Annotated in this window: 26 protein-coding genes; 17 read left to right on the forward strand and 9 right to left on the reverse strand. The window is 62.2% G+C overall.

All coding sequences use genetic code 11. The features are described 5' to 3' along the window. The first annotated feature begins 44 nt into the window (after positions 1-44). Positions 45-962: a myo-inosose-2 dehydratase gene (gene iolE / locus MHI61_RS16545; protein WP_239792745.1), complete on the forward strand. Its 918-nt coding sequence runs from the start codon at positions 45-47 to the stop codon at positions 960-962. 204 nt (positions 963-1,166) lie between these two features. Further along, complete coding sequence (gene iolB / locus MHI61_RS16550; protein WP_239792746.1) at positions 1,167-1,964, forward strand: 5-deoxy-glucuronate isomerase; 798 nt, start codon at positions 1,167-1,169, stop codon at positions 1,962-1,964. Between the two features lie 157 nt (positions 1,965-2,121). Here the strand turns inward: iolB and MHI61_RS16555 are convergent, their stop codons facing one another. Both MHI61_RS16555 and MHI61_RS16560 read right to left on the reverse strand, forming a co-directional pair. Continuing rightward, complete coding sequence (locus tag MHI61_RS16555) at positions 2,122-3,486, reverse strand: MATE family efflux transporter (RefSeq protein WP_239792747.1); 1,365 nt, start codon at positions 3,484-3,486, stop codon at positions 2,122-2,124. An 84-nt stretch (positions 3,487-3,570) separates the two neighbouring features. Beyond that, on the reverse strand, positions 3,571-4,011 hold the full coding sequence (locus MHI61_RS16560) for a glyoxalase superfamily protein (protein WP_239792748.1): 441 nt from the start codon (positions 4,009-4,011) through the stop codon (positions 3,571-3,573). 354 nt (positions 4,012-4,365) lie between these two features. On the opposite strand from MHI61_RS16560, the gene MHI61_RS16565 reads away from it, so the two are divergent. Further along, the gene (locus tag MHI61_RS16565) at positions 4,366-4,698 is read left to right on the forward strand and encodes a hypothetical protein (RefSeq protein WP_097580240.1); all 333 of its coding nucleotides are present in this window, start codon (positions 4,366-4,368) and stop codon (positions 4,696-4,698) included. Here MHI61_RS16565 and MHI61_RS16570 read toward each other — a convergent pair. After that, positions 4,649-4,894, reverse strand: coding sequence for a hypothetical protein (locus MHI61_RS16570; RefSeq protein ID WP_239792749.1), 246 nt, complete (start codon positions 4,892-4,894; stop codon positions 4,649-4,651). The two genes, MHI61_RS16565 and MHI61_RS16570, sit on opposite strands and share 50 nt — an antisense overlap. A gap of 89 nt (positions 4,895-4,983) precedes the next feature. On the opposite strand from MHI61_RS16570, the gene MHI61_RS16575 reads away from it, so the two are divergent. Beyond that, positions 4,984-5,850, forward strand: coding sequence for a LysR family transcriptional regulator (locus MHI61_RS16575; protein WP_239792750.1), 867 nt, complete (start codon positions 4,984-4,986; stop codon positions 5,848-5,850). Positions 5,851-5,890: 40 nt separating this feature from the next. Here MHI61_RS16575 and MHI61_RS16580 read toward each other — a convergent pair whose 3' ends face one another. After that, the gene (locus tag MHI61_RS16580) at positions 5,891-6,337 is read right to left on the reverse strand and encodes a host attachment family protein (RefSeq protein ID WP_097606506.1); all 447 of its coding nucleotides are present in this window, start codon (positions 6,335-6,337) and stop codon (positions 5,891-5,893) included. Positions 6,338-6,717: 380 nt separating this feature from the next. Between MHI61_RS16580 and MHI61_RS16585 the strand changes: the two genes are divergently transcribed. Both MHI61_RS16585 and MHI61_RS16590 read left to right on the forward strand, forming a co-directional pair. Continuing rightward, on the forward strand, positions 6,718-7,149 hold the full coding sequence (locus MHI61_RS16585) for a pilus assembly protein PilZ (protein ID WP_097580237.1): 432 nt from the start codon (positions 6,718-6,720) through the stop codon (positions 7,147-7,149). 72 nt (positions 7,150-7,221) lie between these two features. Beyond that, positions 7,222-8,334 (forward strand): pyridoxal phosphate-dependent aminotransferase, encoded by a 1,113-nt coding sequence (locus MHI61_RS16590; RefSeq protein ID WP_239792751.1) that lies wholly within the window; start codon positions 7,222-7,224, stop codon positions 8,332-8,334. Between the two features lie 186 nt (positions 8,335-8,520). Here MHI61_RS16590 and MHI61_RS16595 read toward each other — a convergent pair whose 3' ends face one another. Then, entirely contained in the window at positions 8,521-8,787 is a 267-nt protein-coding gene (locus tag MHI61_RS16595) for a sel1 repeat family protein (RefSeq protein ID WP_239792752.1), read from the reverse strand. A gap of 444 nt (positions 8,788-9,231) precedes the next feature. Between MHI61_RS16595 and MHI61_RS16600 the strand changes: the two genes are divergently transcribed. The 3 genes from MHI61_RS16600 to MHI61_RS16610 all read left to right on the forward strand — a co-directional run bounded on the left by MHI61_RS16600 (position 9,232) and on the right by MHI61_RS16610 (position 11,554). Next, a complete protein-coding gene (locus MHI61_RS16600; RefSeq protein ID WP_239792753.1) occupies positions 9,232-9,570 on the forward strand; it encodes a DUF2147 domain-containing protein in 339 nt (112 codons plus the stop codon). Positions 9,571-9,785: 215 nt separating this feature from the next. Further along, positions 9,786-9,965, forward strand: a complete 180-nt coding sequence (locus MHI61_RS16605) for a hypothetical protein (protein WP_097606337.1) — start codon at positions 9,786-9,788, stop codon at positions 9,963-9,965. An 86-nt stretch (positions 9,966-10,051) separates the two neighbouring features. Then, positions 10,052-11,554 (forward strand): AMP nucleosidase, encoded by a 1,503-nt coding sequence (locus tag MHI61_RS16610; protein ID WP_239792754.1) that lies wholly within the window; start codon positions 10,052-10,054, stop codon positions 11,552-11,554. A 130-nt stretch (positions 11,555-11,684) separates the two neighbouring features. Here MHI61_RS16610 and MHI61_RS16615 read toward each other — a convergent pair whose 3' ends face one another. Both MHI61_RS16615 and MHI61_RS16620 read right to left on the reverse strand, forming a co-directional pair. Continuing rightward, positions 11,685-11,900 carry a hypothetical protein gene (locus tag MHI61_RS16615; RefSeq protein ID WP_239792755.1) on the reverse strand — a complete coding sequence of 72 codons (216 nt, stop codon included), beginning with the start codon at positions 11,898-11,900 and terminating at the stop codon, positions 11,685-11,687. Beyond that, positions 11,887-12,027 carry a hypothetical protein gene (locus MHI61_RS16620; RefSeq protein WP_239792756.1) on the reverse strand — a complete coding sequence of 47 codons (141 nt, stop codon included), beginning with the start codon at positions 12,025-12,027 and terminating at the stop codon, positions 11,887-11,889. The genes MHI61_RS16615 and MHI61_RS16620 overlap by 14 nt, the downstream gene beginning before the upstream one ends. A 27-nt stretch (positions 12,028-12,054) precedes the next feature. On the opposite strand from MHI61_RS16620, the gene MHI61_RS16625 reads away from it, so the two are divergent. Genes MHI61_RS16625 through MHI61_RS16640 form a run of 4 tightly spaced genes read left to right on the forward strand, consistent with a single transcriptional unit; the run spans position 12,055 to position 14,398 of the window. Continuing rightward, entirely contained in the window at positions 12,055-12,414 is a 360-nt protein-coding gene (locus MHI61_RS16625; protein ID WP_239792757.1) for a YciI family protein, read from the forward strand. A 10-nt stretch (positions 12,415-12,424) separates the two neighbouring features. Further along, complete coding sequence (locus MHI61_RS16630; protein WP_239792758.1) at positions 12,425-12,784, forward strand: YciI family protein; 360 nt, start codon at positions 12,425-12,427, stop codon at positions 12,782-12,784. Between the two features lie 3 nt (positions 12,785-12,787). After that, entirely contained in the window at positions 12,788-13,147 is a 360-nt protein-coding gene (locus tag MHI61_RS16635; protein ID WP_239792759.1) for a YciI family protein, read from the forward strand. 9 nt (positions 13,148-13,156) lie between these two features. Next, entirely contained in the window at positions 13,157-14,398 is a 1,242-nt protein-coding gene (locus tag MHI61_RS16640; protein WP_239792760.1) for an RNA polymerase sigma factor, read from the forward strand. Here MHI61_RS16640 and MHI61_RS16645 read toward each other — a convergent pair. Continuing rightward, positions 14,366-15,328, reverse strand: a complete 963-nt coding sequence (locus MHI61_RS16645; RefSeq protein WP_239792761.1) for a lysylphosphatidylglycerol synthase domain-containing protein — start codon at positions 15,326-15,328, stop codon at positions 14,366-14,368. The two genes, MHI61_RS16640 and MHI61_RS16645, sit on opposite strands and share 33 nt — an antisense overlap. A 182-nt stretch (positions 15,329-15,510) precedes the next feature. On the opposite strand from MHI61_RS16645, the gene MHI61_RS16650 reads away from it, so the two are divergent. The 4 genes from MHI61_RS16650 to MHI61_RS16665 all read left to right on the forward strand — a co-directional run bounded on the left by MHI61_RS16650 (position 15,511) and on the right by MHI61_RS16665 (position 21,163). After that, positions 15,511-17,004, forward strand: coding sequence for a glycosyltransferase family 39 protein (locus tag MHI61_RS16650; RefSeq protein ID WP_239792762.1), 1,494 nt, complete (start codon positions 15,511-15,513; stop codon positions 17,002-17,004). A 138-nt stretch (positions 17,005-17,142) separates the two neighbouring features. Beyond that, on the forward strand, positions 17,143-18,159 hold the full coding sequence (locus MHI61_RS16655) for a glycosyltransferase family 2 protein (protein WP_239792763.1): 1,017 nt from the start codon (positions 17,143-17,145) through the stop codon (positions 18,157-18,159). Positions 18,160-18,171: 12 nt separating this feature from the next. Continuing rightward, complete coding sequence (locus MHI61_RS16660; RefSeq protein ID WP_239792764.1) at positions 18,172-19,671, forward strand: glycosyltransferase family 39 protein; 1,500 nt, start codon at positions 18,172-18,174, stop codon at positions 19,669-19,671. A 1-nt stretch (position 19,672) separates the two neighbouring features. Beyond that, positions 19,673-21,163 carry a glycosyltransferase family 39 protein gene (locus MHI61_RS16665; protein WP_239792765.1) on the forward strand — a complete coding sequence of 497 codons (1,491 nt, stop codon included), beginning with the start codon at positions 19,673-19,675 and terminating at the stop codon, positions 21,161-21,163. A gap of 496 nt (positions 21,164-21,659) precedes the next feature. On the opposite strand, the gene MHI61_RS16670 is transcribed toward MHI61_RS16665, so the two are convergent. Continuing rightward, on the reverse strand, positions 21,660-23,027 hold the full coding sequence (locus tag MHI61_RS16670) for an aspartate aminotransferase family protein (RefSeq protein WP_239792766.1): 1,368 nt from the start codon (positions 23,025-23,027) through the stop codon (positions 21,660-21,662). Positions 23,028-23,077: the final 50 nt, after the last annotated feature.

A 23,077-nucleotide genomic window follows, 5' to 3' on the forward strand; every position in this document is an offset into this window, starting at 1 on the left:
AGGAGCGGAACCGCTCCTCCGCGTTATATTTAAGGAGAATGTTGATGAAGGCCAAACTCGGCATGTCGCCCATCGCCTGGTGGAACGACGACCTTCCCGAACTCAGCGACGATGTGTCCCTGGAGGAATGCCTGCGGCAGTCGCGCAGCGCCGGCTTTACCGGCATGGAGCAAGGGCGCCGTTTCCCCAGCAACCCGGAAGAAATGCTGCCCATCCTGCGCGCCGCCGACGTGACGCTGTGCGGCGGCTGGTTCTCCGGCACGCTGGTCAATGAGGAGCTTGCGGCCAACAAGGACCGCATCGCTCCGATGATCGAACTGTTCAAGGCGGTCAATGCGCCCTGCATCGTCTATGGCGAAGTCGGCCGCTCCATCCAGGGCGACCGCTCCAAGCCGCTCGCGACCAAGCCGCGCCTCGCCGATGACGAGATGAAAGCCTATGCGCGCCGCGTCACCGAGTTCGGCGAATGGTGCGCCGAGCAGGGCATGCCGCTTTCCTACCACCACCACATGGCGGCCGTCGTCGAAACCGAGCCGGAGCTCGATGCCTTCATGCGCAATTCGGGCGCAGGCATTCCGCTGCTGCTCGATGCCGGGCATCTGGCTTTTGCCGGCGGCGACGTGCTGCGCGCCATCGACCACCACCATGCCCGCATCAATCATGTTCACGTCAAGGACATCCGCAAAGCTGTGGTCGATGGTCTCGACCGCAGCCGGCAGTCTTTCCTCGATGCGGTGGCGCTGGGCGCCTTCACCGTGCCGGGCGACGGTTCGCTCGATTTCGGCGCCATCGTCCAGCGGTTCGCCGACCACGGCTATGAAGGCTGGTTCGTCGTCGAGGCCGAACAGGATCCGCGCAAAGCGCCGCCGCAGAAGATGGCCGAGATCGGCCATGCCGAACTGATGCGGGTGATGACGGCCGCGGGTTATAGCGTGGAGACTGAAGGTTTTCCCAAGGGATAACGAAAAAGAAGAACCCTCTCCCGCAAGGGGAAGGCTGAATAGCATCGCCGGGGCAAGAAGCCCCCTCATCCGCCCTTCGGGCACCTTCTCCCGCTGGGGAGAAGGGGGAACTGGCCGGCGCGGCACATCCCTTCTCCCCTCGGAGAAGGTGGCGGCAGCCGGATGAGGGGGCCGCGCCCGCTAACGTTACGAGGAGAAACACCAATGCCAAACCTCAAGGTGAAACCATCCGGCACGCATGGCCGCGTCACGCATGTCACCCCTGAGAATGCCGGCTGGACCTATGTCGGCTTCGATCTGCATCGCTTGAAGCCGGGCGAGACCGTATCGGGAGAGACCGGCGATCGGGAAGTCTGCCTCGTCTGGGTGACCGGCAAGGGGAAAGCGTCCGCCGGCACCACGGATTTCGGTACCCTCGGCGAGCGGATGAGCCCCTTCGACGGCGCTCCGCATGCGCTCTACATCCCGATGGAATCGACATGGTCGGTGACGGCGGAGACCGATCTCGAGCTCGCCGTCTGCTCGGCGCCCGGCGGCGGCACCTACCAGGCGAAAGAAATCCCGCCCGGCACCCATCCGCAGGTGACGCGCGGCAAGGGCACGAATGTGCGCTACGTCAACAATATCATGCCTGAGGACGACAATTCGGCGCATTCGCTGCTCGTCGTCGAGGTGATCACGCCGGGCGGCCATACTTCCTCCTATCCGCCGCACAAGCACGATCAGGACAACCTGCCGAACGAAAGCTTTCTGGAAGAGACCTATTACCACCGGCTCAATCCGCCGCAAGGTTTCGGTTTCCAGCGTGTCTACACCGACGACCGCTCGCTCGACGAAGCGATGGCGATCGAGGACGGAGACGTGACGCTGGTGCCGAAAGGCTACCATCCGTGTGCGGCCTGCCATGGCTACGATCTCTATTACCTCAATGTCATGGCCGGGCCGCAGCGGATCTGGAAATTCCACAATGCCGTCGAGCACGAGTGGCTGGTGAAGGCGTGAGGGCTGCTTTAGATCGCGAAATGATCTGACGGCACGAAGCTGCCGTCGATGGTTGACTGGCTCCATCCAAACGAGGATGAGCTGCGACATCGGCGGCTCCCGCAGGCAGGGAATAGAATATCCGGCAAGCCGCGCTTACTCGCGCGGCTTTGCCACCTCAGCCAGGCAGAAGCCCGTAGCGCCAGCCGCGGCGTTTGGCGTTTTGAGACAGCACCAGCACGGCCAGAACGACCATGCCGGCTTCGGCAAAGACCGGCACCATCCAGATCCCCTGCTCGCCGAAGACGAAGGGCAGCAGGAAGGTGAGCGGCAGGGTGAGCAGATAGGGCCGCGACAGGCCGAAGATCGCCGCGCGCGGTGCATCGCCGATCGACTGGAAATAGGACGACAGGATCAGCATCTGCCCGAAGAGAAAATAGGCGCCGATCGTCCAGGGCAGAATTCGCCTGACCTCGGCGACAATGGCGGGATCGGCGACGAAGACGGCGCCGAGGCGGCCAGCTAAAAGTTCGACCGCGATTTCCACCAGGCTGCAATAGACGAGCGCCGAAAGCATGGCGATCTGCAGGCTGCGGCCGACGCGAAGCCCGAGGCCGGCGCCGTGATTGTTGCCGGCAATCGTCTGCAGGGCGATGCTGAGGCCAAGCAGCGGCAGATAGGTGAAGGTCATGATCCGCGTGATGATGCCGTAAGCGGCGACCGTCGCGGCATAATCTGCCACGCTCCAGAGCGAGATATTGACGAGAATGGCGGCGGATGCCAGCGATATGCCGATGAAGCCGAGGCTCATCGGCGCGCCGAAGACGACGATGCCGCGCCATTCGGCAAGGGTGAATCCTCGAGAGGGCCTGAGTGCCGCCGGCCGGCGCCAGCGATAGGCAAGCACGGCGGCAAGACAGACGAATTGCGAGGCGATCGAGCCGGCGGCCGAACCGAGCACGCCCCAATGCATCACGGCCATGAACAGCCAGTTGGCGAGGATGTTGAGCAGCGAGGCCGACAGCGTCACCAGCGTCATGAAACCGATCTTGCCTTCGCAGCGCAATCCGTCGAGATGCAGCGACAGGAAGAAGCTCACCGGCGCAAAGGCAATCATCGCACCCATGAACAGCATGGCGCCATCGGCCACGGCGGCCGTGCCGGCACCGGTATCGATAATCTGACGGCCGAAGGTCCAATAGAGCATATTGAGGACCAGGGTGACGGCCAGCGCCAGCGTATGGGCGCCGGCAAATACCCTGCCCGCGCCCTGGCGATCGCCGGCCCCGAGCCGGCGGGCGAGGATGCTCGCCATGCCGTTCGCAACGAGCGATTGCAGGGCGATCAGCAGCATCAGGCCCGGGAAAATCAGGCTGACGGCGGAGAGCGCATCGGGGCCAACATAGGCGCCGAGGAAATAGGCGTCGACGACGGTGAAGAGGCCGTTGAGCGTGGTGATCGCGACGATCGGCGCAGCCGTCCTGATGAAGACGCCCGGCAACCAGCCGATGAGAAAAGCATTGCCCTGGGAAAGATCGGTCATGGAGAAATCCGTGCGATATGGCGAGGTCCGATCCGGAGTGACATCATCTGGATTCAGACGGCCTCAAAGTGAATCAAAAGTGATTTAGAGATCGAGCACCAGATGCGGCACGCCGTTCGAGGTTTTCCTCGGCGAGACGCCGTCGGCATCGATCTGCGCGCTCACACGCCGGCGAAAGGCTGAAAAGCTCTCGAAGGTCACGACATCGACAGCTTCGTCGAAATGGATGGTGATCCTGTGGAGTTCGCCTCCCGGCAGGGCCGACAGCGCCAGAACCTCGCCGGTGAACGGCTGATTGAGATAACGGCCGCGAATGTGCGCCCCGACAAAAAGCGGCGTCTTCGGCACCGCGTTGGGTTTGGCCGCCAGCGCGGCCAGCGTGTTCCAGTCGCGCGCGCCGTACTGGCGGGCGATCATTTCGAGCGCCGCACTGTGGGTCAACGCGGTGCCGCGATCGTTCATCGCGTGGCGCAGGCGTTTGGCCTGGACCTTCAATTCGTCAATGCCGGGATAGGTCGTCGTCATGGAGTGGGCCTTCGCAAAAGGCATGCTCTTCGACTGTGGATGGGAGCTCGCATTGCCGTCAGTCAGCATGCACAAGGGGCCGTGACCATGATCGCGAGGACTTCACCATGGATTTTCATCCGCGAGCGGCCGGTGCCTCGAACCGGGACTTTGTATGCGCGAAGGCCGCCGACATGTCAAGAATGGCCGAAATGCACCGGGAATGAACAAATTTGGAGCAAAACTGCCCGAAATCGATGCGATTTTCCGCCAATCTCCCGAGAAGACTTCAATCTTAACGATGTTCTTCAGCAGCTATCAGCAATCTCGTGCTAGTTTTGTCATATGATAGCGGAGGCTAAAAGGGCCTTTCAGATGCACCTCGACACAGAACACCCCAAGCCGGAACGTGCTTACAGGGAATTCAACCTCGACAGGCCCGGCAACATCATCTTCGTCGGCCATCACCTCAGCACCGGAACGCAGGTGCGCTGCCTGATCCGCACGATCACGCTGGCCGGCGCGATGCTCGAAGTCAGCCCGGGCCTGGAGATGCCGAGCCATTTCTTTCTCGAAATCCTCGGCATCCACGACGAGATCGGCGCCACCATGGTCAAGCGCGAAGGCGAATTGGTGACGGTCAGTTTCAACATGCTGCTCAATCCCGAATTCCTGCACCACGTGCTGCGACTGAGCTTCGAAACCTGAGGCTTCCTTCAATTCGCGCCTTATCGCGGCGCGGCCTCGTCTCGCCTCTTCTTGAGGAGAGATACGCGATGATCGGGATGATCCAGAGAAGTCCGCGCCATTCCGGGCCATCGAGCGGATCGGCCATGGGATCGCGGCGCATGCGGCGTTTGCGGGTTTCGACTTCCTCGAAGAGAACTACCCAGTTGAGAAGCATTGCCTATCCTCCATCTATTGCTGGAGCACTTGAGCTAGGCCTTAACGCGCTGGCTATGTAGAGGCGCCGGGGAAAGGGGGTTTTCATCCATGAAAGATGCGAGCTGGGACGATCTGCAACTCTTCTTCCATGTCGCCACCGGCGGCGGGCTTTCGGCCGCGGCAGCACGCACCGGCCTTAGCGCGCCGACGATCGGACGGCGCATGCTGGCGCTCGAACGGGTGACCGGCCGGTCGCTGTTCAGCCGCGGCCCGACCGGTTACCTTCTGGCCAGGGACGGTCAGGAGCTTCTCGATCGCGTCCGGCGGATGCAGGATGCGGCGCAGGCGATCTCCGACTGGCGCGGCGAGGTGCTGATGCTGCCGATCGTCTCGACAGCCGCCGACAGCTGGACCCTGCGCTTCATCGCCGACCATCTGGCCGGCGTCTGGACGCCGAAGGACAGTTTCCGCATGTGCTACAAGACCTGTGATGCGAGCGTCGACTTCACCTATCGCGAGGCGCATATCGCCATTCGCCACAGCCGGCCGGACAGCGGCAACGTCGCGATCCGCCGTTCGGTCAAAGTGGCCCATGCCGCTTACCAGGCGGCCGACTTTGCGCAGACCAATTGCAACTGGATTTCGCTTGGCACCGACACCGCGATCACGCCGGCGGACAAATGGACGTTCGAACAGCCGGATTATTGGATCACCAGCTGGACGAACACGCCGCATATGCTCTTTTACCTGATCCGTGGCGGGGCCGGCCGCGGCGTACTGCCCTGTTTCATCGGCGATCAGGACCGCAAGCTCGTGCGCGCCGGGCCTGTCATCGACGATCTGAACTACGAGATGTGGATCGTCGCGCATGACGATGAGCGGCAACGGCCGGAGGTCAGGATCGTCATCGACCGCCTGGCAGCGCTGTTTGCCGATCATGAAGATCTGTTTGCCGGGCTCCGATCGTCAGGGTGAGACGCGGGCCAGCCAGCCCACGCTCTCTTGATGCCTTTGATCAGGCAGCGAGATGTCGCTCGATCTCGTCGATCGGCAGATTGGTATAGTCTTTCGCCAATTCCGTCGAAATCGCTGCCTGCGTCTCGGCACTGAGCGCCGGCCGCAAAGTGCCGAGCGCCTTCGGCGGCGCGATGAGGACGATGCGGTGCGCATCCTTTGCCTGGGTCAGCTCGTCCATTCGTTCCGCCACATGTCTCAGAAATTGAGCTTCGGCCTGCTCCTGCCAGCTGGTCTCTTCGACAGCGCTGCGGCTGAACCCATCGGCGGCGTGGCTGCGGCCGGGCTTGTCGGTGCCGATCTCGCGATCGGGTTCGCTCGGCTGCGTCAGGGTTTCCAACACCTTGAGGTTCACCAGTTGGGCATCGCCGGCATTCTGCATGATCAGGGCCTTGGCTCCATTGCAGACTACGACCCATGATTTCCCGGGAATTCTGACGTCGGTCATCTTCAACTCCTCGCTGTCGTCATCGAAGCGCGCCATGCTTCATCGATCAAGACAGAACGTCCGGCCCTTGAAAGAGTTCGGGAAATTGCGCCGGAAATCGATGGGAGCGGCGATCCGGTGTTGCCGGCATTGGCGGCGCCGACCGTTGCCGACGCATATCTCACCGTCAGAAATCCCGGCCGAGACGGGTGTTGGACTGCCGGCCCGCGTCCCGATTGTGAACATCGGGCGTCCCGCTTGGGAACAAAATTTAAACTCGTTAAAATTGTCATTTTATCTTTGACGAATGCGCAAAACATTCATGTGACCTTGGCCGGAGCAAGATCAGCTTGCACCAGAGCAAGAACCCCAACTGTGCCCTGCCTGACGGAGAATGTAAGATGACTATGCTCCGCGCCACACACCTTGCCACGGTCAAATCCGCCATTTACGACCTGCGCTGGGAAGAGTTCCACGTCAAGCGCCCCGCCCGTATCGTCGCCGTCCGGCCGTGCCTCACCGGCGTGTCGATGCGAAGCGCCGAGATCATCGATATCTCGCAAGGCGGCGCCACCTTCATCGTGTCGACCACCGCCGGTCTGCCGAAACATTATTATCTCAACATTCTCGGCCTCGCTTATCGGATCGGCTGTGCCGAGGTCTACCGTCACAAGGAACGCATCGGCGTGCGGTTCATCAACCTGATGGATCCCGAGGTCCTGCGCCGCGTGGTGCGCACCGATTTCCTTGTCGGCAACATGGAAGCGATCGATGCACGGCGAGCGCCGATCTTCCGCCCGCAAGCGTCGCCCATCGGGCAGCTGTCGAAATAATCTTGCTTGCCTTGGCCGTACCCCGGCCTATTGTTGCGCCAACCGTCAACATGTCCGGGAACTTGCCTTCGCATGTCCGCCTTTTCGCGCTTCACGCCGCTCATCAGCGCCCTGCCCTCCACAGTTCCCTTCGTCGGCCCCGAGGCCATCGAGCGCCAACGCGGACGTGCCGTCTTGGCACGCATCGGCGCCAACGAGAATGGTTTCGGCCCGGCCCCTTCCGTGCTTGCGGCGATAAGCGAGGAAGCCGGCAATATCTGGAAATACAATGACCCGGAAAATTTCGTGCTGAGGGAGGCGCTCGGCACCCATCTCGGCACCTCCTCCGCCAATATCGCCATCGGCGGCGGCATCGACGAGTTGCTCGGCCAGATCGTCCGGCTGGTGATCGAAGCCGGCGCGCCGGTCGTCACCTCGCTTGGCGCCTATCCGACCTTCAATTTCCATGTCGCCGGCTTCGGCGGCCGACTGGTGACCGTGCCTTATGTCGACGACCGCGAGGATCTCGACGGACTGCTCGAGGCCGTCAGGCGCGAGAATGCGCCGCTCGTCTATTTCGCCAATCCCGACAATCCGATGGGAAGCTGGTGGGACGCCGACAGCATCGTCGCTTTCGCCCGGGCACTGCCCGAGACGACGCTGATGGTGCTCGACGAGGCCTATAGCGAGACGGGACCGGCAAATTCGCTGCCGTCGATCGCTTCGCTGATCGATCGGCCGAACATCGTGCGCACCCGCACCTTCTCCAAGGCCTATGGCCTTGCCGGCTCCCGCACCGGCTACGTCATCTCGACGCCGGGCACGGCGCAGGCCTTCGACAAGATCCGCAATCATTTCGGCATGAACCGGCTGGCGACGGCCGCCGCGCTCGCCGCCCTCAAGGACCAGGCCTATCTCACCGAGGTGGTCGGCAAGATCCATGCGGCGCGGGAGCGGATCGGCCGAATTGCCCGGGCAAACGGCCTTGAGCCGCTGCCCTCGGCGACGAATTTTGTGGCAATCGACGCCGGCCGCGACGGCGCTTATGCGCGGGCGATCGTCGACCGGCTGATGGAGCATGGCGTCTTCATTCGCATGCCCGGTGTGGCACCGCTCAATCGCTGCATCCGCGTCAGCGTCGGACCGGAGACCGACATGGCGCTGTTCGAGGAAACCCTGCCGCAGGTGCTGAAGGCGATCGGCTGATCATGCGTGATGCCGAAAAGCGTGAGCGGTTTTCGGACGACATCATGCTGATAATTTAACGAAGAACCGCGGCCGGTGGAGGATATCCGGCCGCGGTCTCTTCTCCCGGCATCGGCGTTTCAAATCGCCCCGCCCGCCCCTCTTTCGAGGTTGTTATTTCTGTCGAACCGCCAGCAGGAGATGGTTTCAGTGAACCGTCATCCATTCGCGGGCAGCGCGCAACGCTTCCACGAGCTGCATCTTGTTCATGGTGGCGGCCACGTCGGCGCGAAGCTCGGCGGCGCGGTCGTTGCCTTTGATCGCGGCAATGTTCAGCCATTTGTGGGCAGCGATGAGATCGACGGCGCAGCCGCGGCCGGTCGCATACATCAGACCCATTTCGCAGAAGACATCGGCGCTGTTGTCGCCACCCATGGTGGCCGTTTCAGCATTGTGCATTTCAAAGCGTGCCATCGGTTTTATCCCTGTTAGCCTGTTTATGACTTACCCTGTTTTACCTCCGGACCTTGCCGTCTATCGCGGCTTGCAGCCCTTCAGTTTCGGCGGGTTTGCCCCGCTCGTTTGATGGCTTCACTATGCCGAACGGCCTTCAAAAAACGCCTAAAATCCATGATTAATTTGAGACAAACAAAGTGCAAACACTTGGTAAAATTGGATTTTTGTTAAACATCGGATGCCTTGGAGCTTAGGGGTTTTCGTTCGAATTTTACGAAAGATTCAGATTCGAAAATAAACCGATCGTTCATCATGAAAACAGCAGACGACAGTTTAAAAGCCTCGACCTCTCGCTTTTCGCCTGCTTTCGCCGAACTCCGGCGATAGCGATCACCTGTATTTACCTTTACGTTCGCGTCAGTTATTTTCGCGGCCGGTCAAAAGGACATCAGGGAGGAAAAGATGATCCGCAGTTTCATTCTCGCCGGCGCCATCGCCGTGATCGCGGGCACCGCGCATGCCGAAGAGCCGATCGTCGGCAATTGGAAAACCGCCTCGGGCGAAACGGCGGTGATCGCGGCCTGCGGCGGCAGTTATTGCGTGACGCTGAAAACCGGCAAATACAGCGGCCGGAAGATCGGCACCCTTGCCGGCACCGGCGGCAGCTACGCCGGCGAGATCACCGATCCGGCCGCCGACAAGACCTATAGCGGCTCGGGCAAGGTTTCCGGCAATTCGCTGCGGATGCAGGGCTGCGTCCTGAAAATCCTCTGCAAGTCGCAGACCTGGACGCGGCTCTGAGGCGATAAGGCCGACGCAGCAAACATCCAAAACGCCCAAGCATGCCGGCGGAAATGCCGGCAAGCTTCGAAAGCTTCTCCGCCCGCCGATCTTGACGACAATCGCCCGACCCCGCCCCGCAAGCTGAACGGTGGATGAACCGGCATCTCAGCACCCGTTCAGCCGCCGCATGAGAAAACTCATGTCATGGTTAGGTTGCCGTATCGGGGCATGAGATGAACCTCTACATTCTGGCAAGACGTTTCAGCATCATCACGCTGTTCGCAGCGATCTTCGCGGTCACATTTTCGGCGGTCGTCGTGCATGAGGGCGGCGGCGGCACGCAGTCGCATTTCGGTGCGAGCTATACCTGCCTGGAGAGAAACGGGAGCTTCTGCGCGCCGACGGTGCGGTGAGCGGTACAGACACGGAAGAAGATAAAAAATCGATGTCCGCCGGCGCACGTCGTTTGCTTGTCAAAAACAACTCTCTATAATGCGTCATGAACAAACGAATCTCCCCTTTGTCGCCGCTCGACATTTCCTCTCCATCCCCTTTCCAGCCGCAGAGCTTCGATGATCCCGCCAAGGCCGTCGAGACGCTGACCGAACTCTACGAGCGCAATACGGCGTTCCTGATCCAGAGCTTCACCGAGCTTGCCCAAGGCGCTCCGATCGCCTCGCGCTACCGCGCCTTCTATCCGCAGGTGAGCATCGAGACGACCAGCTTCGGCCATGTCGATTCGCGCCTCTCCTACGGCCACGTCACGGCGCCCGGCATCTACACGACGACGGTCACCCGGCCGAAGCTCTTCAAGCATTACCTGAAGGAGCAGCTGTCGCTGCTGATGAAGAGCCACAATGTTCCGGTGATCGTCTCGGAATCGACGACGCCGATTCCGCTGCACTTCGCCTTTGGCGAGGGCGCGCATGTGGAAGCATCGACCTCCGCCTTCGTCGACGTCCCGATGCGCGATATCTTCGACACACCGGACCTCAACACGACCGACGACGAGATCGCCAACGGCGAATATATCCCGCCGCCGGGCGAGCCCTCGCCGCTTGCGCCGTTCACCGCCCAGCGTATCGATTATTCGCTCGCCCGGCTGTCGCATTACACGGCGACGCATGCCGAGCATTTCCAGAACTTCGTGCTGTTCACGAACTACCAGTTCTATATCGACGAATTCTGCAACTGGGCGCGCAAGCAGATGGCCGAGGGCGGCGACGGTTATACCGCCTTCGTCGAGCCCGGCAATATCGTCACCCTGCCCGGCTCGAGCGGGCCGGAAACGGATGCGACCCTTGCCCGCCTGCCGCAGATGCCGGCCTACCATCTGAAAAAGAAGGGCCATGCCGGGATCACCATGATCAATATCGGCGTCGGTCCCTCCAACGCCAAGACGATCACCGACCATGTCGCCGTGCTGCGCCCGCATGCCTGGCTGATGCTCGGCCACTGCGCCGGCCTGCGCAACAGCCAGCGGCTCGGCGATTATGTTCTCGCCCATGCCTATATGCGCGAGGACCACGTGCTCGACGACGACCTGCCGGTCTGGGTGCCGATCCCGGCACTCGCCGAAGTGCAGGTGGCGCTGGAGGCCGCCGTCGCCGAAATCACCGGCTACGAGGGCTTCGAGCTGAAGCGCATCATGCGCACTGGGACCGTCGGCACGATCGACAACCGCAACTGGGAACTGCGCGACCAGCGCGGACCGGTGAGGCGGCTATCGCAGGCGCGCGCCATCGCGCTCGACATGGAATCGGCAACGATCGCCGCCAACGGGTTCCGCTTCCGCGTGCCTTACGGCACGCTGCTCTGCGTCTCCGACAAGCCGCTGCACGGCGAATTGAAACTGCCGGGCATGGCGACGGCCTTCTACCGCACGCAGGTCAACCAGCATCTGCAGATCGGCATCCGCGCCGTGCAGAAACTGGCCGCCATGCCGAAGGAAGCCCTGCATTCGCGCAAGCTGCGCAGCTTCTTCGAAACGGCCTTCCAATAGGGTATTTCCGTTTCTTCGAATCACGGAAATACTCCATCTCTTCGTTTTCACGCATTCCCGGCAAAAGCGCTTCTCGCTTTGCCTGGGAAAAGCGGCGCGCATTTTACCGGAATTGCTGTAGGCCGTTTCCTCATCTGCCTGCGACGACAGGCGCTGGCTGCTGCGCCACCACCTGCGGTCGGCCGGCAGCAAGGTTCAGCCCTGCTATCAGCAGGCTGAAGGCGGCGAAGGTGAAAGCGGTGCGCAGCAGAATCTTCAGCCCATCGCCTTCGTCGAACGCCTGGCGACGCTTGTCATGGCGGCGGGCCCAGATCTGGCTTGCGAGCGCGATTTCAAGAATACTCATTGCCGTTCTCCTCGACAGGTTTCGATGAAGCCTTGTCGAGTGCTGCCTTGCGATTTCGACAGCCGGCGGCGACAAAGATTTTTTCTGCAGCTGTCGAATTGTGTGAAGCTCGATCGTCCAGAGTCATTGAAACATCCCAAGGAGGCTGTCTGCGATGAAATATCTCTGTCAGGTCTGGTTCGACGGTGCGGTGCTCGCCGCGATGACGAAAGAGGAGAAGGCCGAGCTCGGCGCGAATTCGTTGAACTACGACAAGGACCTTGCCGAAAGCGGCCACATGATCGTCGCCCAGGCGCTGCAGCCGCCGACATCGGCGGTGACCGTGCGGGTGCGCAGCGGTGAGACCTCGGTGACGGACGGCCCTTTCGCCGAGACGAAGGAGGCGATCGGCGGTTTCATCCTGATCGAGGCCAAGGACCTCAACGAAGCGATCCGCATCGCCGCCGGCATCCCGCTTGCAAAGCTCGGTGCGATCGAGGTGCGGCCCATTCATTCCTTCGGAAAAGACGCGTGAGGAGACGGCAATGAAATATCTCTGCCAGGTCTGGTTCGAAACCGCGAAGATCAACGCCATTTCCGCCGAGGAAGGCGAAAAGCTGACGAAGGATTCGATCATCAACGATGACCGGCTGCGCGACAGCGGCCACCTGCTCGTCGCATTGGCGCTGCGCGAACCGCCGACGGCCGTGACGGTCAGGGTTCGCAGCAACGAAGTGACCGCGACGGACGGCCCTTTCGCCGAGATCAAGGAACATCTCGGCGGCTTCGTGCTGATCGAGGCCAAGGATATGCAGGAAGCAACGGCGATCGCCGCGACCTTTCCCGTGGCGCGCTATGGCGCGATCGAGGTGCGGCCGGCCTATTCGATCAAGGAGGAGTGCTGAGCGATGCGCTACATCTGCCTGATCTATAACAGCGCCGACACCGACGGCAGACTGACAGTTGACGAAGGCGTCGACCTCATCAAAGCGCATTTCGCCTTCGACGAGGAACTGCAACGCGACGGCTTCATGATCCATTCCGATGCGCTCGAAATGCCTGACCAGGCGAGCGTGCTGCGGGTTCGAAACAATAGGCTCTCCGTCACCGACGGCCCCTATGTCGAAACGAAGGAGCATCTGGCCGGCTTCTACGTCATCGAGGCGCCTGACATGGCGAAGGCGAAGGAGATCGCCGGGCGAATTCCGTCTGCCCGCTACGGCGCGGTCGAACTGAGACCGGTGCGAACACTCACCCTTCCGAACTGAGGTGCCCCCGTGGAAACGGTCATCGAGGAGATCTACCGAACCCAATCTCGCCGGGTGCTGGCGACGCTGATCCGATTGCTCGGCGATTTCGACCGTGCGGAGGAAGCGCTTCACGATGCCTTTGCAGCGGCCGCACGAACATGGCCGGTCGACGGCGTTCCCGCCAACCCCTCCGGCTGGCTTGTGTCGACCGGCCGCTTCAAGGCGATTGATGCGATCCGACGGCGAGCGCGTTTCGATGCCGCGCAGCAGCACATCGAGGACAGCCTCTACAGCGTCGACGAAACGGAGATGGGCGAGATGGAAGCGATCGAGGACGACATGCTGCGGCTGATCTTCACCTGCTGCCACCCTGCTATCCCGGCGGACGCGCAGACGGCGATGGCGCTTCGGGAAATCTGCGGACTGACCACCGAAGAGATCGCCCATGCCTTCCTCATTCCGGCGCCGACGGTCGCCCAGCGGATCGTGCGCGCCAAAGGCAGGATCCGGGCCGCGAACATCCCTTATGAAGTGCCGGGCCGCGAGGCGCTGCCCGAGCGGCTCGACCGGGTGCTGCATGTCATCTATCTCGTCTTCAACGAAGGCTATTCCGCCTCTTCGGGAGACGCGGTCGTTCGCGCCGACCTGACCGGAGAGGCCATCCGGCTGGCGCGGCTGCTGCTGGCGCTGCTGCCGCATCCTGATGTTTGCGGACTTCTGGCGCTGATGCTGCTGCAGGATTCCCGCCGCAGCGCGCGCAGCAGCGAGGAAGAAGCGCTGGTGCTGCTTGCCGATCAGAACCGCTCGCTCTGGGACCGCGCCAAGATCTCGGAAGGCCTGGCGCTCCTGGCCAAGGCAATGCGGACAGAAGAGATCGGCACCTATACGGTACAGGCAGCGATCGCTGCCGAACATGCGAAGGTGGCGACCGGCGAGGAAACCGACTGGCCGCGGATTGCCTTCTATTACGACCTGCTTCTGGCAGCCCAGCCCTCACCGGTCGTCGAGCTCAACCGCGCGGTGGCGATTTCGATGGCCGAGGGGCCGTCAAAGGGGCTGGATCTGATTGACGCCATTCTAGGACGCCGGGAACTGCAGGCCTATCACCTTGCCCATTCGGCCCGTGCCGATTTTCTGCGCCAGCTCGGCCGAAGAGAAGAGGCGATCGCAGCCTACCAGACGGCCTTGTCGCTCTGCCGGCAGGAGCCGGAGCAGGCGTTTCTGCGCAAGCGAATTTCAGCGCTTGCCGCGGCGCCCGAGCGGCAGTGAGATCGCCGTGCCCGTCAGCGCCGAGACGATGATTAGCAGATGGGCATTGACGCTCGCCTGCGCCAGCACGGCGAGCGCCGCCCGCTCGCTCGACGCTCCGAGCGCAATGGCGCCGGCAGTGATGCCGGCCGGATAGGTGCCGACGCCGCCCGGCGCGTGCACCGGCAGGACGGAGGAGAGTTCGCCGCCAAGCGCACCGCCGAAGCTGGCCGCCATCGGCACAACGCCCATCAGCCCGAGCGCCCATGCAAGCACGATCACCTTCACCAGCCAGTTGACGATGGTCATCGCCCAGGCGCGCGCAAAGGCCGCGGCATCGAGCGGCAAGCCGTTTTCGATCTCAACGACCAATTTCTGCACCTTTGCAGGCAGAAGCCTGGCGGCGACGCCCAACAGCGGCTTGCGCGCGGCGAAGGCTGCGACCGGCAGCAGCAGGAAGGCCGCCCAAAGCAACCATGCGACGAGCGCATCGGTTGCGGCGAGCGCAAAGCCGATGCCGGCAGCCGCCAGCAGAGCGTGCAGGTCGAGCAGCCGCATGACGAGGAGTGCCGAGGTTCCGCGCGTCAGCGGAATGCCGAATTCAGTGCGCATCAACAGGGGAAAGCTGGTTTCGCCGGTCCGGAAGGGCAGCATGATGTTCAGGAGATTGTGGATCTGCGTGACCCGGAAGAGGGTCGCGACCCGTCCCGCGGTCTCCTGCGGAAAATAGTCGTAAATGCGCCAGGTGCGCAGGAAATAGGTGCCCGTCAGAGCCACGAGCGCGCCGATCACGGGACCTGCCCCGACATCGGCCCATTGGCTGATGATGACGGGCCAGCCCCAGAACCACTGCACGAAGAGCGCATAGACTGCGACAATTACGACCGTCAGCGCCGTCATGCGATTGCGCATAAACCAGGACTGCTGGCTTTCAACGATCGAACTCTTCATGTAGTAGGCATTCCTCGCTTGGCGTCGGCATGGGTCTCGGTTCCGTCCCCGGCGTTTTAGGAGAAATGAAGGTTGCGCACAACGGCGGAGTTGATGGCGGTGACGGCGGGATCGCCTCAAGCCGGCGATCCGCGCGGCAGACCGACAGATGGCGAGGCCTTGCCGGCTTGACTTGGAGATCGATGTTGGAGCGCATTACCAAAAGCATCAAGAGCGCCAGCATTTTTCTGGCAGTCTATTTCCTGCTGAACATCCTGCTCCGCATCTCATTGCCGCATACGCTCGATCTCGACGAGGCAGAGCAATCATTTTACTCGCAATATCTTCTGGCCGGCTACGGCCCGCAGCCGCCCTTTTATAACTGGATCCAGTACGCCGTCGTCTCGGTGACCGGGATCACGATGTGGGCGCTCTCGGTTCCGAAGAACATCATCCTGTTCGGCTGCTATCTTTTCTACGGTCTGGCTGCCCGCGAGGTGCTGAAGAGCCGTTTACTCCCGCCCATCGCCATGCTGAGCCTGATTACCCTGCCACAGGTCGGTCTGATGGCGCAGCGCGAGCTCACCCATACCGTTGCCCTGCTGTTTGCGACCTCGCTCTTCCTCTTCGGCTTTTTCCGGACGCTGCGCCAGCCGACGATCGGCAGTTATCTCGTCATCGGCATTGCCACCGGCATCGGCCTCATCTCCAAGTATAATTTCGCCATCCTGCCTTTTGCCGCCTTCGTCGCCGTGCTGCCGGACTGGAAGTGGCGCAACCGCCTGTTCGACTGGCGCCTGCTGCCGGCGGCCGTCATCGCCATTCTGATCGTTCTGCCGCATGCGCTCTGGCTGCCCGATAACCTCGTCAGCGCTTCGGCCCCGACGCTGGAGCGGATGACTGCCGAGCATGAGGCCGCGGCCGGCCTCCCCCGCATCGGACAGGGGCTGTTGTCCCTCGTCATCGCCGTGCTCGGCTTCACCGCGTTGCCGATCGTTCTCATCGCGGCTGCCTTCCGGCGGGATTTCTTCCGGGCGCTCCCTTCGTCCAGTCCGATGATCCGGGTGATCGAGCGGATGATGGTTGTCAGCCTGCTCGCCTTCGCCGGCATCGTCGTCTTTGCCGGCGCCAGCGACATCCATGAGCGCTGGCTCGACCCGTGCCTGCTCGTCCTGCTGATCTATCTGTTCCTGAAACTGGAGACAGCAGGTTTCGATCTCTCCGCCGGCCTTGCACGCTTCCGGCCCGTGGTGCCGGTTTTCATGATCGTCATTCTGTCGATCCTGCTGCTGCGGATCGTCGCCATCCAATATATCGGCACCTATACGAGAACGAACGTGCCCTTCGCGAACTACGTGACCGAACTGACAGCGACCCGCAAACCGGTTCTCATCGTGGCGGGGACCAAGTTCGTGGCGGGCAATATGAAGCTGGAGTTTCCCGACGTTCCCGTCGTGATCCCGTTCTTTCCCGGCCCAGGGGTTCCGGAATACGCAACGGCGAAGGGGCCGGTGCTGGTTGTCTGGCGCGGCGAAACCGCAAATGATCCAACCATCTCTCCCGGCTTCGCCAACGATCTCGTCAGATCGGGTATTCATCTGAAAGAGATAAATACCCTGACGCTGCCCTATCTTTTCGGTGACGGCAAACATACCTTCTCCATTGGCTACTCCTGGGTGGAGGGAGGCGCGAAATAGCGCTGCGGCAAGTCGGCCGATTGCGGGGAAACCGGCATTGGCCGCTGGCAACGGACGGGCAGTTCATGTAGTAGGCTTCCGCAAACGCGGTGGCGGCAGTAAGGACTGCCAGGCCGCCCGGCCTTTTGGAGATGAAAGTTGCAGACAACGGTAGAGCCCCTTCGCGGCACGAATGATCCGGTACAATCGCTCGAGCTGTCGCTGGTCGTGCCCGTTTTCAACGAAGAGGAAAGCGTCGGCCCGCTGGTCGAACGTATCCTTGCAGCGATGTCCCAATATCCTCACCGCTGGGAACTGATCCTCGTCGACGACGGCAGCACGGATGCGACGCTCGTCAACGCCCGCAAATACGTCGGGCGCGAGGGGCTGGCGTTGAGAATCGTCGAGCTGCAGCGCAATTTCGGCCAGACCGCCGCCATGCAGGCCGGCATCGATACCGCCCAGGGCCGCCTGATCGCGACGATGGACGGCGACCTGCAGAATGATCCGAAGGACATTCCTGCGATGGTCTCGGAGCTCGAACGGCGCGAACTCGACCTCCTGGTCGGCTGGCGCAAGAACCGCAAGGACGGTCTGTTCCTGCGCAAGATACCCTCCTGGTGCGCCAACTACCTGATCGGCCGCATCACCGGCGTCAAGCTGCACGATTACGGCTGCAGCCTGAAGATCTACCGTGCCTCGATCATCAAGCAGGTGAAGCTGATGGGCGAGATGCACCGCTTCATCCCGGCCTGGGTGGCCGGTGTCGTCCCGAGCTCGCGCATCGGCGAGATGGCCGTCACCCACCATGCCCGCGAACACGGCGTTTCGAAATACGGGATTTCGCGCACCTTCCGCGTCATCCTCGACCTGCTGTCGGTGATGTTCTTCATGCGCTACAAGGCGCGGCCGGGGCATTTCTTCGGCTCGCTGGGTCTCGGTCTCGGCGCCGTCGCCATGCTGATCCTGCTTTACCTCGGGTTCGACAAGTTCATCATGGGCAATGATATCGGCACGAGGCCGATGCTGATGGTCGGCGTCGTGCTGCTGCTGTCGTCGGTGCAGATGATCACCACCGGCATTCTGGCGGAAATGATCGCGCGCACCTACTATCGTGACGACGCCTCTCCGAACTATATCGTGCGGCAGATCTTCGACGATCAAAGCCAAGCGTAAGCCGGCAGCACGATGCTGGAACGCGCGACGAGGACGATCGGAATCGCGGCTCTGCTGCTTGCAGCCTATTTCGTGCTGAACGTCGGGCTGCGACTGGCGCTTCCGCATTCGCTGGAGCTCGACGAGGCCGAGCAGTCCTTCTTCTCGCAATATCTGCTGGCGGGCTACGGCCCGCAGCCGCCCTTCTACAACTGGATGCAATATGCCGTCGTTTCGGTGACGGGCATGTCGATCGGCGCGTTGATCGTGCCGAAGAATATCCTGCTCTTCCTGTGTTACCTCTTTTACGGCCTCGCCGGGCGCGAAGCACTGAAGGACCAGGCGCTCGCCTCCGTCGGCATGCTGGCGCTGATCACCCTGCCCCAGGTCTCCTACATGGCCCAGCAGGATCTGACCCACACGACGGCGCTGCTCTTTGCCAGCTCCCTGTTCCTCTATGGCTTCTTCCGCACGCTCGACTGGCCAGGCGTCGGCAGCTATCTCCTGCTCGGGCTTGCAACGGGCATCGGGCTGATCTCGAAGTACAATTTTGCGCTGATGCCGGCGGTCGCGCTGATTGCCATCCTGCCTGACGCCGAATGGCGGCGCAGGGCGCTCGACTGGCGCATGCTGATCGCGGTCGCCGTCGCGCTCGTCATCGTCCTGCCGCATGCGATCTGGCTGCAGGGCAATCTCGCATTCGCCTCCTCCGACACTCTGGTCAAGATGGCCGCCGGCAACGAACCCGCCGGCATCGTGCGGATCGGCAAAGGCATTCTCGCCTTTATCGTCGCCATCCTCGCCTTTGCAGCACTCCCGGTCGCAATTTTCGCCGCCGCCTTTCGCCGGGATTTTGTCCTGATGCTTTCATCCGGAAACCGTTGGACCGGGATGATGGAGCGGATGATGCTTGCGAGCCTCGCCGGAATCCTTCTGATCGTGCTGTTCACCGGTTCCACCACGGTGCGTGAGCGCTGGCTCGATCCGTTCCTGCTGGTGCTTCCGATCTACTTTCTGGCAAAGATGAAGGCGGCCGGGCTCGATCTTTCCGCCGGGCTGCGCCGCTTCCGGCCGGTCGTGCCGGTGCTGATGGCCTGTGTGCTGGTCGCGCTCGGCTTCCGCGTGGTCGGCGCCGGGCTGATCGGCACCTATAGCCGACCGAATGTGCCGATGGCCGATTTTGCCCGCGAAATGACCCGGCAGGCCGAACCGGCACTGGTGATTGCCTCGGATCCCTATGTCGCCGGGAACATGCGTCTGCAGCTTCCCCATGTGCCCGTCGTCATCCCCGATTTTCCCGTTGCCGGCCTTCCGGCCTACGCGACAGCAGGCGGACCGGTGCTGATCGTCTGGCGCGGCAAGAAGACGGCGACGGCGGCGGATGCCGTCATGCCGGAGCGGTTTTCATCGGCGCTGACGGCGGCGGGCATCACACCACAGGAGATCGGCGCCTTGTCGCTTCCCTATTATTTCGGCCGCCAGGGCGATAATTTCGCACTCGGCTATGCCTGGGTTCGGCCGGGGGCCAGATAGAATGATCAAGACCGGTCTTCGCGACATGCGCTGGATTTTCGTGCTGCTGGCCGTCTATTTCACGCTTCAGGTCGGTGTGCGGCTCGCAACCTCGCATTCACTCGATCTCGACGAGGCCGAACAGGTTTTCCGCTCGCAATGGCTCGCCGCCGGTTACGGCCCGCAGCCGCCCTTCTACAACTGGCTGCAATATGCCGTCTTCCAGTTTGCCGGTGTTTCGCTTTTCGCGCTTTCGGTGGTGAAGAATCTCCTGCTGTTCAGCGCCTACCTTCTGTACGGCCTGACCGCGCGTCTCATTTTGCGCGACAAGGCGCTGGTGGCGATTGCGACGCTCGGATTGCTGACCATCCCGCAGATGGCTTTCGAGATGCAGCGAGACCTGACGCACACGGTCGCGGTGTTCTTCTCGGCCAGCATCTTCTTCTACGGCTTCATCCGCAGTCTGAAACAGCCGAGCCTTGCCTCCTACCTGATAACAGGCATCGGCATCGGTTTCGGCCTGCTCGCCAAATATAATTTCGCCATCCTGCCGGCCGCAGCCTTAATCGGCGCGCTGGCGGATGCGCGCTGGCGGGAGCGGATCTTTGATCGACGGCTGGCGGTGACCGCTATCGTTGCCCTCGTCATCACCCTGCCGCATCTCTTCTGGCTGAAGGACAATCTCGACTTCGCCACCGCCCGCACCCTGGAAAAGATGACCGCCAGCGACAATGCCGGCTATCCGATGCAGGTCGCCATGGGGGTCGGCTCGCTCGCTCTTGCCATCGTCAGCTTTGCCGGATTGACCGTGGCGGTGTTCGCTGTCGTCTCCGGCAAGAACCTTCGCCCGGCATTGGCCGCTCGGTCGGAATGGACGCGGCTCATCGAGCGGATGATGCTCGTCTTCGTCATCGGCATCCTGTTTTTGATCGTCTTCGGCGGGGCTGCCGGCATCAAGGATCGCTGGCTGGTGCCGATGCTCTTCATCCTGCCGCTCTATTTCTGCCTGAAGATCGACGCCGCCGGCGTCGTGACCGACAAAGCGTTCCGGCGTTTCATGGCCGTCGTCGCCGTCATCATGATCGGCGTGCCGGCCGCCCTTTACGGCAGCGTCGCGGCCGCACGCTTCACCGGCCATTACGAACGGCTGAACCGGCCCTATGCCACGATGCTGGAAAGCTTGCGCAAACAGGCCGAACCGGCAGCGATCCTTGCCGGCGACAGCCTGCTCGCCGGCAATCTCAGGCAGGATATCCCCGATGTGCCGGTCCTCTCCGTGGATTATCCCGGCTTCCGCCCGGATCTTAGCGGCCGGCAACCGCTGCTTCTCGTGTGGCTGATCCCGCCAAAGGGGGGAAGCGAAGGGCTTCCGCCGGCCATGGCTGAATGGCTCCGGGCCAATCTCGGCGCGTCCGCGCCTGAGGCATCGGTGATCGACGTGCCCTATTTCTATCAGCGCGGCGACGACCGCTACCGATTCGGGTATGCTTGGCTCGACCGGTCGGCTGAGTGAAATCAGGAATACGGCGGTCGCTTGGACCCAATGGCCGGAATAAGGGTAGCCTTGATTAAAGTGGCCGACCTCGTTGATCTGCACATGGGCTATCATCCGCCTCGTCACCGGTTTAGGCCGTGACTGGGCATTGTCTGGTTTCGCTGGCGGGTGCTGACACGGGCGTCTGCGCTGTGAGCGGTTTGCCGTGCCTACCCCACTCTCCGTCATGCTCGGCCTTGAGACGAGCATCCACACCGCATCCATCAGTAGCAGCGGCATGGATCCCAGGCTCCAAGGCCTGGGATGACGGAGAGTGTGGTTGGCGTTCTCGCCAAACTCGCCGCCGGCGTACAGAGACGCACTACAACCGGTGCTTCATTAGGCCAGCCTTACCACGTCCGCCTCACCTGTGTTTCAGGCGGCGGCGTCAATGGTGCGATACGGCCGGAAGTGCGGGCATTGCGAGCGCCTGCTTATCGCCGCATCCGCAATGGACCCAGCCGGCTGAGCGACATCAGGATCTCAGCTCTTTGCATGCCGTATCCAGCGCCAGTTTGATAATCCTGGCCATCTCGTCCACCTCCGCGCGGCTGATGACGAGTGGCGGCGAGGCCAGCATGCGGTCGCCGGTGGCGCGCAGCACGAGGCCGTTCGCCAGCGCGTGGTTGCGCACCAGCGCGCCGACCTGATCGGGCTTCTCATAACGCGTGCGCGTGCTCTTATCGGCGGCAAGCTGCAAGCCGCCCATCAGGCCGATGCTGACGGCCTCACCGACCAGGTCATGTTCGCCGAGCGCTGCCCAGGCCCTGCCGAAATAGGGACCGATATCGTCGCGCACGCGTTCGACCAGCCCCTCCGCCTCGATGATGCGGAGGTTTTCGAGGGCGGCCACCGCACAGACCGGGTGGCCGGAATAGGTGAAGCCGTGGTTGAACTCGCCGACCTCGTTGATCAGCACGTCGGCAATCCTATCGCTGACGAGCACGCCGCCGATCGGCAGATAGCCGGAGGAAAGCCCCTTGGCGATCGGCGCAAGATCCGGCTCGACGCCGAAATGCTGGTGGCCGAACCAGGCGCCCAACCGGCCGAAACCGCAGATCACCTCGTCGGTCACCAGCAGGATATTGCGCGCCTTGCAGATGCGGTCGATCTCCGGCCAATAGGTTTCCGGCGGGATGATTACGCCGGCAGCCCCCTGCACCGGCTCGGCGACGAAGGCGGCGACATTCTCCTCGCCCAGCTCATCGATCTTCGCGTCGAGTTCGCGGGCGACCTTCAGCCCGAATTCATCAGGCGAGAGATCTCCGCCCTCGCCGTACCAATAGGGCTGGCCGATATGGACGATTCCAGGGATCGGCAGGTCGCCCTGCTCGTGCATGTATTTCATGCCGCCGAGACTGGCGCCGGCGACGGTCGACCCGTGATAGCCGTTCTTTCTGGCGATGACGATCTTCTTCGACGGCTTGCCGACGGCGCTCCAATAGACACGGGCCATGCGGAACCAGGTGTCGTTCGCCTCCGAGCCGGAGCCGGTGAAGAAGATATGGTTGAAACGCGCGCCGGCGTGCGACGTCACCTTCTGCGCCAGCAGCGCCGTCGGCGTCGAGGTCGTGCCGAAAAAGGTGTTGTAATAGGGCAGCTCGTTCATCTGCCTTGCGACGGCCTCAGCGATCTCGCGGCGGCCATAGCCGATATTGACGCACCAGAGGCCGGCGAAGCCATCGAGATATTTCCGGCCGCGATCATCGAAGATGTAAACGCCCTCACCGCGCTGGATGACGCGGGCGCCATCGGCATTCAGCTTCTTCATGTCGGCGAAGGGGTGCAGATGATGGGCTGCGTCGATCGCGGCAAGGTTCGAGGGCGGGTGAGTATCGGGCATGGCTGGTGAAAGACCCTCGCGGATTGAAAGGCTGCTATCGATGGGATAGG

Source organism: Rhizobium sp. K102 (assembly GCF_022385315.1).
Taxonomy (GTDB): domain Bacteria; phylum Pseudomonadota; class Alphaproteobacteria; order Rhizobiales; family Rhizobiaceae; genus Rhizobium; species Rhizobium croatiense.